This window comes from Stenotrophomonas sp. STEN029 (genome assembly GCF_056760015.1).
The window spans coordinates 1-18,315 of record NZ_JBRREC010000065.1 but is presented as its reverse complement, the minus strand read 5'-3'; the positions used below and the strand labels follow the sequence as shown (position 1 = coordinate 18,315).

General features: G+C 59.3%; 13 protein-coding genes. 10 read left to right on the top strand and 3 right to left on the bottom strand.

The features are described 5' to 3' along the window. Window positions 1–66: 66 nt before the first annotated feature. The 6 genes from ACVOLI_RS14160 (at window position 67) to ACVOLI_RS14135 (ending at window position 11,787) form a co-directional block, all read left to right on the top strand. Complete coding sequence (locus ACVOLI_RS14160) at window positions 67–4,887, top strand: RHS repeat-associated core domain-containing protein (RefSeq protein ID WP_481614910.1); 4,821 nt, start codon at window positions 67–69, stop codon at window positions 4,885–4,887. Between the two features lie 79 nt (window positions 4,888–4,966). Then, a complete protein-coding gene (locus ACVOLI_RS14155) occupies window positions 4,967–5,164 on the top strand; it encodes a hypothetical protein (RefSeq protein ID WP_481614909.1) in 198 nt (65 codons plus the stop codon). 831 nt (window positions 5,165–5,995) lie between these two features. Further along, window positions 5,996–8,725 carry a type VI secretion system Vgr family protein gene (locus tag ACVOLI_RS14150; RefSeq protein WP_481614908.1) on the top strand — a complete coding sequence of 910 codons (2,730 nt, stop codon included), beginning with the start codon at window positions 5,996–5,998 and terminating at the stop codon, window positions 8,723–8,725. A 974-nt stretch (window positions 8,726–9,699) separates the two neighbouring features. Then, entirely contained in the window at window positions 9,700–10,092 is a 393-nt protein-coding gene (locus tag ACVOLI_RS14145) for a hypothetical protein (RefSeq protein WP_481614907.1), read from the top strand. Then, entirely contained in the window at window positions 10,082–10,603 is a 522-nt protein-coding gene (locus ACVOLI_RS14140) for a hypothetical protein (protein WP_481614906.1), read from the top strand. The genes ACVOLI_RS14145 and ACVOLI_RS14140 overlap by 11 nt, the downstream gene beginning before the upstream one ends. 71 nt (window positions 10,604–10,674) lie before the next feature. Next, window positions 10,675–11,787 carry a hypothetical protein gene (locus ACVOLI_RS14135; RefSeq protein ID WP_481614905.1) on the top strand — a complete coding sequence of 371 codons (1,113 nt, stop codon included), beginning with the start codon at window positions 10,675–10,677 and terminating at the stop codon, window positions 11,785–11,787. Between the two features lie 180 nt (window positions 11,788–11,967). On the opposite strand, the gene ACVOLI_RS14130 is transcribed toward ACVOLI_RS14135, so the two are convergent. The 3 genes from ACVOLI_RS14130 to ACVOLI_RS14120 form a co-directional block, all read right to left on the bottom strand. Continuing rightward, entirely contained in the window at window positions 11,968–12,981 is a 1,014-nt protein-coding gene (locus ACVOLI_RS14130) for a cyclase family protein (protein ID WP_481614904.1), read from the bottom strand. A gap of 231 nt (window positions 12,982–13,212) precedes the next feature. Continuing rightward, window positions 13,213–14,118 (bottom strand): LysR family transcriptional regulator, encoded by a 906-nt coding sequence (locus ACVOLI_RS14125; RefSeq protein ID WP_481614903.1) that lies wholly within the window; start codon window positions 14,116–14,118, stop codon window positions 13,213–13,215. A 149-nt stretch (window positions 14,119–14,267) separates the two neighbouring features. Beyond that, window positions 14,268–15,812 carry a serine hydrolase gene (locus ACVOLI_RS14120; RefSeq protein ID WP_481614902.1) on the bottom strand — a complete coding sequence of 515 codons (1,545 nt, stop codon included), beginning with the start codon at window positions 15,810–15,812 and terminating at the stop codon, window positions 14,268–14,270. Between the two features lie 309 nt (window positions 15,813–16,121). On the opposite strand from ACVOLI_RS14120, the gene ACVOLI_RS14115 reads away from it, so the two are divergent. The 4 genes from ACVOLI_RS14115 (at window position 16,122) to ACVOLI_RS14100 (ending at window position 18,143) form a co-directional block, all read left to right on the top strand. Next, window positions 16,122–16,574 (top strand): VOC family protein, encoded by a 453-nt coding sequence (locus tag ACVOLI_RS14115; protein ID WP_481614901.1) that lies wholly within the window; start codon window positions 16,122–16,124, stop codon window positions 16,572–16,574. Window positions 16,575–16,773: 199 nt separating this feature from the next. Continuing rightward, a complete protein-coding gene (locus ACVOLI_RS14110; protein ID WP_481614900.1) occupies window positions 16,774–17,067 on the top strand; it encodes a hypothetical protein in 294 nt (97 codons plus the stop codon). Between the two features lie 138 nt (window positions 17,068–17,205). Then, window positions 17,206–17,685 (top strand): DUF1203 domain-containing protein, encoded by a 480-nt coding sequence (locus ACVOLI_RS14105; RefSeq protein WP_481614899.1) that lies wholly within the window; start codon window positions 17,206–17,208, stop codon window positions 17,683–17,685. Between the two features lie 176 nt (window positions 17,686–17,861). Then, the gene (locus tag ACVOLI_RS14100) at window positions 17,862–18,143 is read left to right on the top strand and encodes a DUF3079 domain-containing protein (protein WP_481614898.1); all 282 of its coding nucleotides are present in this window, start codon (window positions 17,862–17,864) and stop codon (window positions 18,141–18,143) included. Window positions 18,144–18,315 lie beyond the last annotated feature (172 nt).

Genomic DNA, 18,315 nt, shown 5'->3' with positions numbered 1-18,315 from the left:
GACATTTCGGCCCATGTTGCATGCGGAACGAGATCGCAACAGCAGTGTTTCCAAAGGAAGGGAATCATGGTGCGTGTCAATCGCTGGTCTTATCGGCCCTTGTGGAATTTGCGTGGGAAATTGGCTCTCGCAACGTTCGATTTGATAGGACCCGCGACCCGCATCGCGGGCGCGGCAATCATTGCACTTGGCTTCCATGCAAGCGCTTTGGCGATCGACCCTAGCTTGCGGGGCATTCTTCCGATAGATGGCTCCACCGGAGGCGTGAGGACGCTCGACACCGTGTCGGTTACTGCTGATCGCATATATGGCATTCAGATCAGCGGTGTTCCTTCGCAGGGAAGTGTTGGCGCCATCTCCAACAACCTAGAAATCAGTCCCAACTTCGGACAGCTCGAAGCTGTGACAGATGCAGATGCAAGTGCCTCGGGGGACTGCAAGGACGGGGATGTGCAACCGACGGCCGGAAATCCTGTCGTCATGTCCTCGGGCAACAAGGTCGAGCGCGAGCTTGATTTCGACGCTGGGCCGCTTCGGCTTGAGCGCACGTGGAACCAGCATTGGGACGGTATCGGCCTGTTCGGCTACCACTGGCTCACGAACTTCGATTACAAGCTCAGCTTCGGTAGCGGATACGGTCTCAGCGCTTGCTACCCACGATCGAGTGTTGCCGAGTGCACGAACGGACACAGTTACGACACAATCTGGGCCCATCGCCCGGACGGGCGCAAGATCCGTTACCAGAAGGCAGCCGACGGGGCCTACTACGAGGAAAAGGCTAGTCCACTCTCGCGGATCGTTCGGCAACCGAATGGGACATGGCGGCTGTATAGCGAAAGCTCGACGATCGAACTCTACAGAGCTGGTGGGTTGCCGCTCGAGGTCAAGGACGAGCAGAACATTGGGTGGACCTTCACCTATGGCGGTATGCAGGGCACGCAGCTGCAACGCGTGACACACACGTCCAGCCGTTTCATCCAGTTCCTGTGGACGGCCGACGAGCTGACCCAGATCAAGGACCCGGCTGGGAATACATATCGATACACCTACAGCCATCAAAAGGTCTATGACGGACTGCATTTGCTTGCGAGCACCACCTTGCCGGGATCCCCGGCCACGGTGATCACGTATCACTACGATCAGGCGGAATTCTTTGCACTGACCGGGAAATCATTCAACAGCGTTCGCTATTCCACATTCGCCTACGACTCGCAGCGCAGGGCCACGCTGACGGAGCACGCTGGTGGAGTGGAAAGGAATACATTCTCCTACACGAGCGGCTTCCAGAACGGGAAGCAAACACTTTCGGTTGTCCAGACGAACCCGCTTGGCAAGAAGGCGACCTATTCATTTCTTGATCGCAAGCTGACATCCGTCAACGGACAGGCATCCATCAATTGTCCTGCGAGCATCAAGAGCATCAGTTACGACGCGAACGGGTACAAGGACCAGGTGCAGGACCAGGAAGGCAGCGTTACGGACTATGATCACAACGCCAAAGGCCAATTGATAAGGAAGATCGAAGCCGCCGGAACGGCGGAAGCACGCACCAAGGTTTATGTCTGGGATCCAAATGAGAACCGGTTGCTCAGGGAGACCGTGGAAGCGGGCACGGGCCAGCTCTACCAGGTCACTTACGGGTACGACGCGCGCAAGCGGCTGGCATCCATGGCGATCAAGAACTTGTCTGCGGTTGTGCCACTCAGCCAGAACCAGACACGGACTACGTTCTACAGCTACACAGAACATGCCAACGGCATGGTTGCCACGATGACGATCGATGGGCCTCTGCAGGGTGCGGGCGATGCCGTCACTCGCTCCTACAATTCGAAAGGAGACCTGATCAGTATCAGCACGTCACTCGGAGTTGTGGTCACCTACTCTGACTACAACGAGCTGGGACAGCCGGGCAGGATTGCAGGGATCAACGGAGACGTTACCGAGTACGTCTACGACGAGCGTGGAAGAATCAGGAACGAAAGGCGCATTGTCGATGGTACAGCATATGTAACGGCCTACACCTATGACTCCTTCGGTCGCCTGGCCTCCGTGACCAGTCCCGATTCGCAGACGAGGCATTTGAGGTATGACGCGGGTTGGCGTCTGGCTTCGTACTTCGAATTGGAAACCGGCGGGACGTTTGCCCGGACGCGTTACACCTACAACAACGCGTCGCTGCCGACTTTGATCGAGACCGAGCGTTTGGCCAGCGCACCGCCCGACCCGATTGCCGACGCCCAGTTCGTCGATCAGACAATCCCCACCCTTTATACCGGCCTCCCGTACACCATCAACTTGCGGATCCGGAACGTCGGAACCAGCACCTGGTCTACGGCTGCCGGGTATCGACTTGTGTCCAGAAACCAGTCGTTCACCAATGCATTCGGCATCGCGACATTGGATATCCCCGGTACCATCCTCCCTGGACAGATAGCAGACTTCAGTATCCAAGGGCAGACACCCGCAGCCAGTACCTACGGGTTCCAGTGGCAGATGACCAATGCAGGTGTTGCATTTGGCAGCCCGACGCCCAGCGCGATGGTCAACGTCGTGTATCCGCCGACTATACCGACAGATCCTTGCCCACCCTCATGCGGAGGTCCGTTGATGTTTCGACAGGGGGCGATGTCCAAAGTTGCTTCCATGTCCGCCCAGAGCCAGCCGATTGGCGTTTCCCATCGGGTCTATGTGGACTACGACGAGCTCGGTCGTGTGATGGCGCGACGTGGCAACAACGGGCAGCGTCAGGATTACGGGTACGACAGGGAAGGGCGTTTGCTCCTGCAGGTCGATGCACAGGGACGCGAGACGCGCTACAACTACGACAAGCTCGGAAGGATGACAAAGACCATCGATGCCAATGGTGGTGTCGCCGAATTCAGATACGATGCGGGTGATCGATTGGTCTGGGTGAAGGATCCGCGCGGTAACGTTACGACCTATCTCTACGACGGATTCGGACAAATGTGGTCGCAGGCCAGCCCCGACACCGGCACGAAGACATTCGAGTACAGCGCGGATGGTTTGCGCACGAAGATGTCCCGTTCGAACGGCAGCGTCACCACCTACTCCTATGACGGGCAGGGCCGTCTGGGAGCCGCGGTAGCGGGCGGGTCGACGCAGGTGTTCACCTACGACACCTGCACGAACGGAAAGGGCCGGACCTGCACTGTGAGTGACCCGTCTGGCAGCATTAGCTATACCTATACACCACAAGGTCAAGTTGCTTCTCAGATCAGTGCATTGCCGGCTGGCGGCAGCCAGTTTGTCGCCTACACCTACGACGGCATGGGGCGGCTCACCGGCATCGGAAACTCTGGCGGCGTGGGCATCGGCTATGGTTATGCGAGTGGCCGTTTGATCACCGTAACGGCAACGATTGACGGCGTGGCGTCGAACATCGTCACCAACTTGCATTACCAGCCCTTCGGGGCGACCACCGGATGGACTTGGGGTAATGGCCTGACACGCAACCTCAGCTACGACCTGGATGGGCGCCTTGTTGAACTAGGCTCCGGGAATGGCGGGGTGGACCTGCAACGGTTGACCTACGGATACGATGATGCAGATCGCATGACGGTCCTGACGAACCATGCGAACACAAGCTTGAGTCAGGCCTACCACTACGACGCGTTAGCACGCTTGACCTCGGTGACCGCAATTGGCGCGAACCAGAGCTTCGCCTGGGATCCCAATGGCAATCGCAGCAGCCACTCTTGGGCGGGTGCAACCGACGGATACAGCACGGAGACGATGAGCAATCGGTTGGCAGGCATTACCGGGCCGCGTGCCACCAGCTACAGCTACGACAATGCCGGCAACACGCTCAGCGGCGAAGGCGCAACCTATGCCTACAGTCCGTTCAATCGATTGGCGACGGTGTCCAAGGCCGGAGTCGTCACCACCTATTCGGTGAACGCTCTGGGGCAGCGGGTCTACAAGAAGACCGGAGCAGAGACCGGGCAGTGGTTCAGCTATGGCCTGGGTGGAGAGTTGCTGGGTGAACACCAGTCCGGTGCATGGACGCAGTACGCGCGGTTGCCCGATGGGACGCCGATTGCAAGGATCAGGGGCGGACAGATCAGTCACATCCATACCGATCATCTAGGCCGACCGGAGATAGTTACAAACAGTGCCAAAGTGACGGTATGGCGGGCGAGCAACCATGCGTTCGATCGCTCTGTGACGCTGGACAGTATCGGTGGGTTGAATCTAGGTTTCCCCGGGCAGTACTTCGATCAGGAGACGGGCAACTGGTACAACTATCATAGAACGTACAACCCTAGGACAGGACGCTACCTGGAGAGCGATCCGATAGGGTTGAAGGGCGGACTGAACACTTATGCCTATGTCGGGGGGAATCCTATTGGGGCGATTGATCCGTTCGGGCTAGATCGACAGTTCGGTATTGGTGGCTCGTTTCTAATCGGGATTCCCGGGTTTGGGAGCGGAGGTGGCGTCACCGTAGGTATATCGGTGCCGGAGAACTGGCGGAGCTTGAATTGCTACCAAGGCTTCGTGACAGGTCAGGTGAATACCATGGTAGGAGGAGGGCTCTATGCTGGAGGAGGCTTGAATCTGTCCACCAGCAAAACGAATGGTCCGATAGCTGGGGGAGCGTCCGGTGGTTACTACAGATATATTGAGGGTGCTGCCGGAGCGGGGCCGTCAGTTGGGGGTAGTGTTCAGGGGACTGAAAATCTTCGTGATGGCTATACAACACTTGGAGATTTCTTGCATAGGGTTTTCTCTGGTGATGATCTAATCAGTGGAGGAGCGGCTTCTGTTCCCCCTCTAACGGGGGTTGGTTATGGGGCATGGGCAGGGGGTGGCTATACATCTAGTGGAACTCTTGCTACGCCGAACAAATGCGGTTGCGCGAAATGAGAAAATGAATAGAATTCTTAAGAGTTATTATCGTATTTTCTTTTTTTCATTGCGGCTTGTATCTTCCGCAATATTTCTCATGGTCGCTTTGATTGCTTTTATGGCGCTCTCGGATTTTCTCAAAGGTGGGGATGTGTATGGAATAGAATCGGTGATTCTAATTCTATTGTTCCTGCTTGTTGCAATTCTGATGTGGTGGGTGGGGGGGCTTGGTAAGACTTATTTTGATCAGAGTAGCGACAGGGCTAAGTCAGATAGAGGGGCGAAAGAAAAGTAGAGGGATGACACTGGGGGCTGAATCAGTTTTCTGCAGTGGGTTGCGATGTGTCGCAAGTAAAACTGCAATATGGCACGGGAACTTGGGATCAGGGTCGGGTTTTACGACAGGGGAAATTGGGGGCGGGAAATTGGAGGGTCAGAGTCGGGTTTTACGATAGGCGAAGAGACATTTGCCGGGGACGTTTTTGGTTTCGAAACTGCGCCTTCAATCAACAGTCGGAAGTGAGGTAGTTGTGCCATCCGCCCCCATAGATTCCGCTATAACCTAGCACCAACCCCTCCGCCAGAACATAACCCTTGCTGCCGCCCACCAATCGATTGCCCAGAATCGTGCGTTTCTGTCGATTTCGGAGCGGCACATTCAATCAATAGCCGGAAGTGAAGCCGATTGAGAGGCCAGCTGCACCCGGCGTCGTCGCTGGCCAAGGCACGCTCATAAACGGCCGCAGCAAAGAAAAAGAGCAGCAGCAAGAGGAGTGACTTCATGTCGTGACCTTTTCTGTTGGAGTACCTGCGATCAGCTCGTCACTGTACACGCCAGCCGCCAACGAGCGCCCTTGGTCGAAAGCAGGGTGCGCGGTGTTATCGGCAACGCAATCACGCTTGCTCAGTTGCCGCATTAGCGGCAGACGTAAGTGCCCAATGCCTGCAGTGGCGCCCCGCCGTGAGCGAGATAAGTGGCTGACAGCGGTACTGACAGGTTTCACGAGAAATGTCTCAAAAATGCGGTGCCAAGGTCATATCAGCTATGCGCTATGGCTTAATCGGTCCGCGCTCGCGGTGACTGGAGGCATCGCGTGCATCTCGCCCTAGCTATGAGTCAGTCGATATGGATATCCGACACTCGGCACTGCTCGCCTCATTGGCGTCGTTGTCGCACCGCAATCGCTTGATCCAACTGCAGGGGCCGCATGACGGCCTGGTAGTGGAGCGCTTTGAAGGGCAGGAGAGCGTCTGTGGCGACCATCGCCTGCGGATCGACTGCCTCTCCACCGATGCCTTTCTGGACATCGATCCTTGGCTCGAGCAGCCGCTGACTTTGCAACTGCGGGCAGCTGATGGCTCGCTGCGGCAATGGCATGGCTTGTGTTCCGAAGTCGCACAGCTCGGCAGCGATGGTGGTTTGGCCCGTTACCAGCTGGTGCTTGAACCTTGGACCGCCTTGCTTCGCCTGCGCCGCAACGCTGTGATCTTCCAGGACGTGGACATTCGCGGCATCTGCGAGCGGATATTTGCGGATTATTCGCAAGCCGCGTATCGCTTCGATGTGGAAGCGCTGCCGCGCCGGCCGATCACTACGCAGTACCGGGAGACCGACTGGGAATTCGTCACCCGCCTGCTTGCCGAGGCGGGCTTGGCTTGGCGCATCGAGCAGACGCAAGGCGGCGAGGGCGCGCACACGCTGGTGGTGTTCGGGCCGCAGGCTGAACTTCCTGATACAGGTTCGGTGCGCTTTCACCGCATTGCCGCGACTGAATCCACCGATGGCATCAGCGCTTTTTCCGAGCGTCAGCAGCTGGTGCCCAACATCAGCACGGTCGGCAGCTGGCACAGCGAGCAGATCAAAGCCGTCTCAGCGCAGGCAACTGCCACAACCGGCGATCTGCCTGCGCTTGAGGTCTATGTGCAGCCACGTGCTGGCCGCTTCGCCGAATCGAGCTGGGCGCAAAGTGAAGCGCAGGCACGGCTGGATGCGTTGCGGGTGTCGCAGGTGCTGTACAGCGGTAGCGGCAGTGAGCGCCGATTGGCAGCTGGCAGTCGCTTCAGGCTTGTCCAGCATCCACAGCATGAGGCGCAGGCTTTCCAGCTGCTGGTGGTGCACCACGCGGCGGTCAACAATCTGGAAAGCGGTATTGCCGAGCTGCTGGGTCACAGCGAGCTGGAGCGCGGCAGCTACCGCAACCAGTTCCTTGCCACCGATGCTTCGGTTGCAATTCGAGCGCTGCCGCAAGACAAGCCCAGCCTGCACGGCCCACAGGCCGCGCGGGTGGTTGGCGTCGCCGACGCCGCGCTCAGCCCCAATCGCGACCATCAGGTGCGCATCCAGTTCAACTGGCAGCGCGGCAGTGCGCCAAATCCGGGCGGCCTGAGTGACACCGGCAGCAGCCAGCCCGGGCACGCGCCCGGCGACCAGACCAGCGGCAGCTGGGTGCCGGTTGTCGAATGGGTGGCCGGACCAAACTGGGGAACCGCGTTTCTGCCGCGCATCGGTAGCGAAGTGCTGGTGGAATTCCTGCACGGCGATATCGACCAGCCGCGCATCACCGGCCAGCTCTATAACGGCGAAGTCGAACCGCCGTTTGGCGGCGGTATCGATGCGCAGGCCCAGCACCCCGGCGTGCTCAGCGGCCTGCACACCGAAGCACACGACGGCAGCGGCACCCAGCAATGGGTGATTGACGACACGCCCGGCCAGCTGCGTACGCGCCTGCACAGCTCGATGGCCGATAGTCGCCTGGAGTTGGGCTATCTGATCCAGCACCAGAACAAAGCACGCGGTGCACTGCGCGGCGAAGGTTTCGAACTGGCGACGCTGGGCTGGAGCAACGTGCATGCCGGCGAAGGCCTGCTGTTGTCAGCCAGTACCCAGCAACACGCCGCATCCACCGTGATGGACAACGCCGAAGTCGTCGCCCAGCTCAAAGGCGCCGAGCGCAGCCTGGAGCAGATGCAGCAGACGTTGCAGCAACAGCAAGTACCCGGATTATCCGCATGGCAGAGCACCGGCATGCTGCGCGAGCTGGCCGATCCCAACGCCGATGGCCGCTTCGAAGGTGAGGTCAACGGGCAATCGCCGTTCAAACCGTCCGATGGCCGCAACCCTGGCGATGAGCCGGTTGAGCGTTTCGCCAAGCCAATGCTGCTGGCCGAAGCGCCCAATCACATCGCATGGACCACGCCAGCGAGCGCAATCGCATACGCCGGCCAGAACCTGCAGCTCACCGTGCAACAAGACCTGCACACTAGTAGTGGCGAAACCATCGCCACCGTCTCCAGCGGACAAGTTTCGCTGTTCGCACAAAGCGGCCCGGTGCGCGTGATTGCCGCCAATGGAACCGTCAGCCTGCAGGCGCACGATGGGGAGCTGGAAGTGCTGGCGGAACAAGCGATCACCATCACTGCCACTGACAGCCGTATCGACGTACTTGCGAAGAACAAGATCGTGCTGCAGGCGGGTAGTAGCTCCGTCACGCTGGAGGACGGTGATATCGCGTTCAGTTGTTTGGGGGAGTTCAAGGTCAAGGCTGGGGATCATGGGTTCCTGATAGGGAACGCGACCACTACCAAATTGCCGCATCTGCCTATCGATGCTTTGACAAATGTTCTGACGGGCATGTTTAGCGTTCAGTTTGTTGTCGAGGATGATTATGGAAGTCCGATCCCAAATTTCTCTTATGTAGTAGTGGGAGGCTCAGGGAGCGAGGCGCGTGGGACGACCAATCAGAAAGGTGAAACCGAGAGAATTTTCGGAAAAAGAGGGGAAGCTTATGAACTTTACCCTGACTTCCTGGCCCCGGTGGAAGATGGTTTTAAGATCGAAAATTGCAAGGAGTGCTGACAATGGCAGCTGTGAATGGAAGTCGGGGCGAACCCTTGTCTAGAGCGACAGCTACAACCGATCACACGCAACGGGTTTCCGCAAGGGTGGGAACCCGTCGTGCCCAATTTCGATTTATAGCCGCTCCATTGGATGCTTCTGCGCCGGGCGGTGATCGGAATGATCTAATCGTTACCGGAAGTGCGAGCAACCTAAGGAATCTTCCATACGCCATCACCGCATCTGGGGATGCTGCGCGGATCTTGCACGCTACACCGAAAGGTTCGTCATTCTCCCGACTTGGGGCCTCGCCATTTAATACGGTTGAAGTAACTGTTCCTGTTGATGTCGAGGAGATCGAGATCTATCTTGGTAACGATGCCTTCAGAAACAGAAGGCACACTCCTCTATTTAGAACTGCGTTGAATAGCGTAGGAACTACGCTCATCATCATCCACGAGTTACCCCAAAAACGACTGGATCGGCTGCAACTTGCCGCCGCAACATCAGCCAGTTACCCAACAAACTCGCAGGGTGGAACCACTAAATTAGCAGATGAATCTCATATCGGTTACTTGACAGGAGATGTGTGGAAGAGCTTTTCATACGCTTTTACCCTAGATGACGTTCGGCGCCTTTGTGAAGCGACAACTATCCAGCGTCCTTATGCTGAGGATAGAGGGCGGAGTCGTATCGAGCCTCCGCAAGCTCCGGCTGCTTTTCCCGCGACAACCACAGGAGCACCACGACCAACTCCTTGGGGCCAGACATCTCCCTATCCGGTGGACCAGGGGCCCACTCGCATAGGCGACACTGAGTCGTTAATCGTCACCGATTGGACTCGTGTCCTGGCTCCAATATACAACGGAGACGTTCGCGGCCTTTCGGGTTCTCGTAATAGTGAATACGCATGCTATATCGACTTGCCAGTGGTAAATATACGTCTCAGATATGCTGCGGGCGCATTTGCGAACGCTACGGGAGCAGGTAAGTCAGTGACTGTAGGTGACGTTCTAAGGCGCACCAATCCCGTTACATACAAGGGAGTTATCGAGGCCGCGTGGAAATCTGGTGTTGATGAGCTGACCTTAAGCAGTACATGGCGTCCGATGCTTGGATCGATACTGCATCGAATGGGTATAGCGTTAGATGTTGTCTTTGTCGATGACTTTGATGATCGCACAGCTCAGGGTCAGGAAATTCGAAGATTCCATGTGCATGAGAATAATCGTAGTAGATCTGCCCTCTATTTAGCATTTGAAGGGTTTGTGTTTGGTGACTCCAAGAATCTCAGTGGCTTCAAGGCTGATCCTTGGATAAGGGCAAGCACGGATACAACTCACCGGCATCATCTGCATGTGTCAGCATTGGATCTAGATGAAAAATAATATTGCTATATTTGTTGTTGTCGCTGCAATGCTGACGCTCTCAGTGCAAGGCTGTCATGCGTCGCCTTCGCCTGATTCGGCGCATGAACATTCAGTAGATACACCTTGTTTGGCGCAGGCGCGAGACAAGCTTAAATCTGAGATATTCTCAAGCGCTTCCAATCCTGAAGCTTTGTGGGCACTGGCTTCCTTGGCAACGTGTCCACGCGGAGCAATCGAAGAGGATCAGAGGGAAATGAAGAAGTTCATCATCTCGCCGATCAGTTACGTTACAGAGAGCTTTCCTGCCCAAGAGGGGCCGCTAGACAGAGAGGAGGTTATCGCATCGCCCGACGACATGGCGCAGCTGATCGTGTCCTCTGGTTTTTATGCGGAATTTGTAAAGATTTCTATTTCAAAATCTGATGCAGCGATACTTCAAGTTAGCAATGATGTATGCACGCTCCAGCTGGATTTGCATGTTACCGGTGATGGTTGGCAGGTGCGGGGCGCTAGGAATCAATGTGACTAATTGCGTGCTTCCGTCCTCAGTTGTGGGTCATGGAACTTTTAGTTTGGGGTTGGATAGCTAGGCAGAAGTGCATGTCTACGATCAATTTTGGACTCAATCCGTGGCATAAGCGGCAAGCTACCCTGCTTTATCACTTCACCTCGAATGAGTACCTGCTGGGCTTGTTACGAAGAATCGACAAACTCATTGCCATGGCGAACGGTTTCTTGGACGAGCGAACACCTTTCGATTCGCTAGGGTTGGCAGTCGCGAACTGGCAACAACTAGACACCGCCGCTCACTTTTCGACGCATGCGTTTCCTGCATTGATCGAGTTCCGAGAGGGTGTTGTAGGCGCCATCGCACTCAGGGCCAGTGAGGTGTATAGGACTGCGGGTGAGAACCAGTGTGGTCGTATGCTTGAGGAGTACGGTCATCACATGACCTGGGCTACTCCAGATCAGGAGAGTGCATTCAAGGAAGAGGCCGCCTCGGTTTTCAGCTACGCAGGGCTTATTAGTTCGATTACGGATCGGCTCGGCGGACTGGATGATTTTTGGTTCTGGATAGTTTGGAATGAAGGACTTGTGGACGCTCACAGGATTCCGCGGTTCCGCGTACGCAAGGATATCGTCGCTTTCACGGATCAGCCTCCGCCGCGCACTGGCGTTTACGTGCCGAAAGACGGTCCGTATGGCGCGTTGCAGTTTGCGTGGACGGGAGGCCGCGGCGAGTTGATAGGAGCCAGTAGCCTCAACGAGTTCGGTCGAAGCGTTGTCCAGAAAATTGGCAGGGCCGGCCTTTGGGGGGACAGTGCGGGGCTGTACGAGATACTGGATAGAAATCGCGGGATAACCCCCTACGACTGGTCATACATAACTGCAGATAAGGCCCATATCGCCAATTCCTTCGTGGCCTCGGAATGCTTTGAAGATCGCCCAAGCGAATGGTATTTCGTAGAGGTGGTCGAAGGCGAGTTTGAGGAGATCGATGGCACGTACTCCGGCGCTTCGAACGTAGATCTTCGCCCAGAGCGTGTGCCTGCCGGAAAGGCGGTACCTGTTAGCGGGTGGTGGTATACGCCTGCGCAAGGCTCGCGCCGCTATTTCAAACAGGGAGAATTGTTCCCTGAAATCGCGGGCAGTGATTGGGGAAGCACCTTCTGGCTGTGGGCCAGTGACCAGGCCGCTCCACGGATCGGCTGATGGCCACTCGTGGCTTCGGGGCAACTTAGCGCCCAGGTGGGGTGTTGTCAGCGGGAGGTGGAATTTGGGGGAGGTGGGGGGCAAGGCGCGAAGCATGTTGTGTCCGGTGTTTGGCAGCTGGTTGTGCTGGTGGTGTTTTTGCTTCGCGGCTTACGCCGCTCCCACAAATGCAGCGGGACGTTATTGGACTGGCAACGCTATCGGGCGCAGCGGGGCTGCGTCACCGCCGCGGATCTTCAGTGGGCCGCCGATGAAGGCGAACTCGTAGACCTTGTCGCGGGCCAGTTCGTCCAGCGCGATCAGCTCGATGATCGGTGCGCCTTGCTGGGCCAGCAGGTAGGTGTGCAGCGGGACGTAGTCGTCGGCCACTTCCGAGGGGAAGGTCTCGAAGCTGAGGTTGTCGGCGCCTACGATCATCGCGCCGCCATCCTCGACCAGGAAACGTGCGGCATCCAGGCCCATGCCCGGTGGGTTGGCCATATAGGCCTTGGGCTGGTTGAACAGCTGCATGCGCCCGGTGCGGATCAGCACGATGTCGCCTTGCTGCAGGCTGACCTTCTGCCGGCGCAGCGCATCCTGCAGGTCCTGGCGGGTGACGCGGTAGCTGTCTGGCAGCATGTCCACGCCCTTGGCGCCGGCGACGTCGATCAGGATGCCGCGGGCAACCAGTGGTGGGAACTTCTCGATGCCGGTGACCTTCCAGCCGCGATCACCGAGGTGCTTGCTGGCCTCGAAACCGTTCCAGATCTTGCCGTGGATGCCGAAGTGATTGAGCGCGTCGATATGCGTGCCGGTGTGGCTGTACATCGAGAATGCGGTGCCAGTGTAGCTGCGGGTGATGTTCATGGTTTCGCCCACGCCCATCGGGTCATCGATCACCGTGCCCTGCGGCGTGTGGGTCATCCAGAACTGGTAATGCGGATCGCCTGCGTCCTGCCAGCTCGGCATGCCGACGTAGTAGTCAGTGGCCAGGTCGTAGACCTTGCCGCCATTTACCCGCGACAGGATCGCCGTCCGTGATGCATCGGTGATCAGGTTGAGCCGGCCGATCTCGTCGTTCGGGCCCCAGGGGCTGACGCCGACCTGCTGGCCGGAGAGGAGTGGTACGGCTGTGGTCGACGGATGGGCCGCCGAGGGCGGTACGGTGGCGGCCAGCAGCAGGCCGAGTGCAGCGGTGAGGTAGCGAGTGTTCATCGGAAAAGCTCTGTGCAGGGAACGACGCGATGGCGTCGCAACAGGCACGCGGTAGCGTGCACGGGTCTCCGTTTTGCAGCAGGGCCGCCGCGCGCAATGCGTCGGCTGTCGGTCGCGTTGCTGGCAAGGGCAGCGCGCCGGCATCAGGCCCGGCTCAGCGGGAGAACGCAGCTTAGGTAGCCGTCGCAGCACGAAACAGCGGTTGCCGGGCAGCTCAGTATTCGCTGGGCGTCAGCAATCCAGGCCGGCGCAGCGGGGCAGGGCGTCGTGCAGGAAGTCGATGAAGGCGCGCACCTTGGGCTGCAGGTGGCGTTGGGTCGGGTAGACCGCGTAGACGATGCGCTGCGGGTAGCGATGATCCGGCAGTACCTGCTGCAGCTGGCCGCTGGCCAAGGCGGGCGCGGCCAGGAAGGAGGGCAGTGCGCCGATGCCGGTGCCGGCCACCAGCAACTCGCGCAGCAGCAGGCTGTTGTTGGCGCTGACGCGGGTCGGCTGGGTTACCGTTACCTGCCCATCGGGGCCGTGCAGCGGCCAGCTGCCGGGCGAATCGGACAGGCTATAGGCCAGCAATGCGTGCTCGCCCAGCTGCGCCACCGTGGTCGGGGCCGGATGCTGTTGAAGATAGGCGGGCGCAGCGCACAGCACCTGCTGCAAGGAGGCCAGGCGGCGTGCGACCAGGCTGGAGTCGTGCAACTCGGCGCGTATCCGCAGCGAGACATCGAAGCCTTCGCCAACGGCGTCCACCACCCGGTCTTCCATCACCAGGTCCAATGCCAGCTGCGGATGCTCGGCCAGGAACCGTGGCAGCAACGGCGACAGCGTGCTCAACGCGAACGAAAGCGGTGCATTGACCCGCAGCCGTCCGCTGACCTCGCCGCTTTGCTGGGCGATGCCGCGTTCCAGTGCATCCAGCTCATCGAGCAGGCGGCAGCACTCCAGGTAATAGGCCTGGCCGGTATCGGTCAGGCTCATGCGGCGCGTGGTCCGCTGCAGCAGCACCACGCCCAGATGCGCTTCCAGCGCACGCAGCTGCTTGCTCAAGCCCGCGGCCGACATGCCAAGGTCCTCGGCCGCACGCGCCAGGCTGGCCCGCTCGACAATCCGCCGGAAAGCACGCATCAGGTTGAAGGAATCCACGGCAAGCCTCACGACAGAACGCGCACAGGGTAAAGAAAACCGGGGTCAGAGTCAGGTTTGAAGGCTGCAGGGATTTCTTTCAACAGTCCTGCGTGATGCCGATAAGACCGGGCAGCCGTGCTCACTATCGACGTTCCGCCAGCGTAGTCCTACTCCTGTCGCGTCGCTTCATAGGTGCTGCCACCTCGTTGCAAGGAGAAGCCGCCGGCCTTGTTGTCGGCTCCCAGCTGGAAGTCGACCGTCATGTCACTGGCGGTCATGAAGAATCGGCCTTTCGATTGTGCAAGCAGCTCCATGCGAGCGGCCCCGAACAGGTCGCTCTGGAAGTACAGCCGGTCGCCTTCGGCGGTGACATGCGCTGGCGTGCCCAGCAACTGGTAGGCGCCGGCGACGGCGGCATTGGCTGCGGGATCGGCGGCAATGGCGGCCCTCTCGACGGGCTTGAGGTCGGGCCAGCCGTATACAGTGGCAACGCTGGCCACTATCTCGTCAATCAAGCTGCCGCCGTTGTCGCTGTTGGTCATCACTACTACACCTTGCCCGGTGTGGGTGTAGCCATAGAACTGTGCGCGGAATCCATCGGTGCCACCGGAGTGCCCGAAGCGGATGCCTTCGCCCACCTTGTTGATGAACAAGCCCAGGCCGTAGTCGCCCAGTTCGGGGCGAAGCATGGTGCTGGTCATGGCGCTGGAAAGTACCTTGCCCGACGTTCCGCTTTGCGCACGCTGGATATCGATTACGAACCTGGCCAGATCGGCAGGCGTTGTCCATAGCGCGGCGGCGGCCGATTCCGGATACAAGTGCCAGTTGCCGACCACCGCGACGCCATCGCTGTGATACGCGGTCGCAGCCCGCGTTTGCCATGCAGGCGGAAGCGTCAGCGCGAAGGTGCTGTCGTGCATTTCCAGCGGACCAAGGACGAGCGCCTGCAGCTGCTCAGGGAAGGGCTGCTTGCCTGCCTCGATCATCATCAGCTGCGCCACGCTGTAGCCGCCACCGGAATACTTCCAAGTACTGCCGGGCGTGGACTCGACTCTGACTGGGTCCGAATTTGCCGGCGCTTGCCCTTCCAGTACCTGCAGCAGCGAGGGGACCGGCTTGTCCGGTGCGTAGCCATAGAAGCCATGCACGGTCATGCCGGCGCTATGGTTGAGCAGCCTGCGCAGCGTGACCGGGCTTTGCCGGGTGAACTGGTTGGTGGGAACCTGCCAGGCGTGGAGCTGCGTGTTCGCATCGACGTCAAGCGACAGCTTGCCCTGCTCGACCAGCCGCAGCGCGGCCATGGCGCTGACCGACTTGCTGATCGACCCGGCCTGGAACAGCGAGCCAGCTTGGGCAGGTGTGTGCTTGTCGGTATCGAGCTCGCCATAGGCGCGGGCCCACTCGACGCGCCCGTTGTTGATGACGGCGATGCTGACCGCGGGAACCTTGTGGAATGCCATGCGCTCGCTCAGGCGCATGGCCTGGATCGGGGCGCCTTTGACGACGACGGGTGTGAGAAGGGTTTGTTCGACCCGGGCGATGCGGGCCTGAACCTCCGGCGCGCTGTCCTGCCCCGGTGCCGCATCAGCCGGCGCGCGCGCCAGGGTGCAGGGTGCAAACAGCAATAGCGTGAGCGCAGCTACAACATGGCGGACCTGGAGGCTGCGGGCGCGGCCAGACGGCGGGCTTGGGGCAGTAGCTGCGTGGTGCATCGTCAGTGGCTCGTTGGAGGTTGGGATCTGGTGTCGAGGATTAGTTGAGGGCAGGGCCCTTGGCAAGTGCAATGCGACGTGGGTGCGGATGGGGGAGAACGGCATTGTTGCGGATGAGCTTGCGTGGCCGCTGCGCCGGGGAAGCGGCCGTGGCCCCGCTGGCGCTTTGATCACGGCGGCAAGCTGCTTTCCCTCCTTACTGACGCCGTGGGCAGGAGTGCCTTGGCTTCACTGCTCAGGGTGTAGGCTCGCTCAAGGTCGCAGCTTCTGTGCTGCGCATCGTCTGGTTTCTGCAGCCGAGGACCACGCATGACGGTCAAGCGCATGGACAACGTGGGTATCGTGGTCGCGGATCTGGATGGCGCCGTAGCGTTCTTCCTCGAACTGGGACTGGTGCTTGAGGGGCGCATGCCGATCGAAGGTGAGTGGGCCGGGCGAGTTACTGGCCTACGCGACCAGCGTGTCGAGATCGCGATGATGCGCACGCCCGATGGCCACAGCAGGCTGGAGCTGTCCAGGTTCGATGCCCCAACGATTGCATCCGATCATCGTGCAGCACCGGTCAATTCCCTGGGCTACCTGCGCGTCATGTTCGCGGTGGAGGACATCGATGACACGCTTGAACGGCTCAAGATGCTGGGGGCGTCGGTGGTCGATGAGGTGGTCAACTACGAGAACACCTATCGGTTGTGCTACATCCGTGGTGTTGAGGGCATCCTGATCGGGCTTGCCCAGGAGCTGGGGCAACAGGTAGCCGAGTGAGTGTCGCATTTTGGTGGGAGGGGCCTGCGCCTTCCAGTTCGTGTCAGCAATCACCAGGCTCCAGCTCATCAGGCAACGACGACCTCCCGCCGTACGAAGCAACCGTTTAGCGGGGGTGATATGGACGCGCTGCTTGCTTGACGGCAGGTTTGAGCGCTGTGACTATCCGCCTGTTCATCATGGCTACCAGGGTTCCACCATGTCTGGCTTGCTCGGCGGGTTGATTGAAGGCGTTGTGGATGTTGTTACGGATATCTGGCTGTTGCGCAGGCAGCGCTCGGGCAGAGGTCGCCCGGCAAACCCCGTTGCCAAGGATGCGACGGACGTTGTGATGTTCAATCTGTGGGCGCTATTGTTCTCCGCCATCGTGTTGGCCTGCTTTTCGGCAATGTTCTTTGTCATGAAGCTGCCGCTGTGGATCAGCCTGGCACCGGTGGCTGCGATGATTGCCTATCTCCTATACCGCTGGTTTGTGCTGGTACGCGCTGAGTAGTGCGCGTAAAAAGCAGATCGGCAACGGTTGGGCGTGGAGTTTTCCGTCCGGTCGGCCATTGGATGCTGCGTCTGATCATGGCGAGCAGCAGTCCGCGGAGGGTGGGATGTTGCGGTTCCTTGATCCATGGAATGCAGCATGTCGTCCTTCCTGTTGAGCGGTTTGAGTCCCGCACTGTTCGCCGATCTTTTCCAGCTTGATGATGCCGCGCTTGCTGCGCGGCACATCGCTCGGGTCACTGCTACTGGTGCATCAGGATTTCCCTGCCGGATCAGTCTCGCTGATGCAACGGAGGGAGAGGAACTGTTGCTGCTCTCCTTTCAACACCAACCGGCGGATTCGCCGTACCGGGCGAGTGGGCCGATCTTTGTCCGGCGCGGTGTGGCGCGTGCGGAACTGCAGGTCAATGAGGTGCCGTCGCAGGTGCAGCGTCGGCTGATGTCTTTGCGGGCGTACAGCGTGAAGGATCGGATCATTTTTGCCGAGGTCTGTGATGGAGCCGGCGTTGGCGAATGGTTGCAAGCCGCCTTCGACGACGCGGATGTGGCATATGTGCACCTGCATTTCGCTCGCTATGGTTGCTTTTCGTGCCGGGCGGACCGGGTGTCATCAACCTGACTGCAGTTTGTGGGAGCGGCGTAAGCCGCGAAGCAGATGGTTCGTCAGGTTGCGGGTGTTTGCGCGATCTGCAGGTGCTGTGGTTTCGCGGCTTACGCCGCTCCTACAGGGTGGCTGTTGGATTGCCTGGAAGGCCTCTGCCGAGCATGGCTCGGCGCTACCGCGCTTGGGCTTGCTTGATTTTCGTCAAGGTGGGCATTGCCTTGGCGGCGCATGGTTGCTGTCCTGGAGTGGAGATTTCTGCGATGGCAAAGCCATTTCCTTTGAATCCCAAACATCCTGAGCGGATCTGCTGGGGCTGCGACAAGTATTGCGCGACCGATGCGTTGGCCTGCGGCAATGGCTCAGGGCGCACGCAGCATCCGGCGGAGCTGCAGGGCGAGGATTGGTATCTGGCGTGGGGTATCGAGCCGGAGCCGGGGCGGCCGGGAAGGGCGGCGCTGGAGAAGAAGTTGTAGGAGCGGCGTGAGCCGCGAAGCTGGTGGTTTGTCAGGTTGCGGGGGTGTTTGTGAATTCGTTGGTGGCGGCTTGGGGGGGCGCCCCGCGGCCGCCCCAATTTTTAAACCCCCCCCCCAACCCCGCCCCCCCGCCCCCCCCGGGTTGCCCCCCCCCACGAACAAAAAAAACCCA

Bases quoted from the DNA above. Each gene is read 5' to 3' on its own strand.
- ACVOLI_RS14160 (WP_481614910.1), top strand. From the start codon at position 67: ATGGTGCGTGTCAATCGCTGGTCTTATCGGCCCTTGTGGAATTTGCGT.
- ACVOLI_RS14155 (WP_481614909.1), top strand. From the start codon at position 4,967: ATGGTCGCTTTGATTGCTTTTATGGCGCTCTCGGATTTTCTCAAAGGT.
- ACVOLI_RS14150 (WP_481614908.1), top strand. From the start codon at position 5,996: ATGGATATCCGACACTCGGCACTGCTCGCCTCATTGGCGTCGTTGTCG.
- ACVOLI_RS14120 (WP_481614902.1), bottom strand. From the start codon at position 15,812: ATGCACCACGCAGCTACTGCCCCAAGCCCGCCGTCTGGCCGCGCCCGC.
- ACVOLI_RS14135 (WP_481614905.1), top strand. From the start codon at position 10,675: ATGTCTACGATCAATTTTGGACTCAATCCGTGGCATAAGCGGCAAGCT.
- ACVOLI_RS14115 (WP_481614901.1), top strand. From the start codon at position 16,122: ATGACGGTCAAGCGCATGGACAACGTGGGTATCGTGGTCGCGGATCTG.
- ACVOLI_RS14140 (WP_481614906.1), top strand. From the start codon at position 10,082: ATGAAAAATAATATTGCTATATTTGTTGTTGTCGCTGCAATGCTGACG.
- ACVOLI_RS14130 (WP_481614904.1), bottom strand. From the start codon at position 12,981: ATGAACACTCGCTACCTCACCGCTGCACTCGGCCTGCTGCTGGCCGCC.
- ACVOLI_RS14105 (WP_481614899.1), top strand. From the start codon at position 17,206: ATGTCGTCCTTCCTGTTGAGCGGTTTGAGTCCCGCACTGTTCGCCGAT.
- ACVOLI_RS14110 (WP_481614900.1), top strand. From the start codon at position 16,774: ATGTCTGGCTTGCTCGGCGGGTTGATTGAAGGCGTTGTGGATGTTGTT.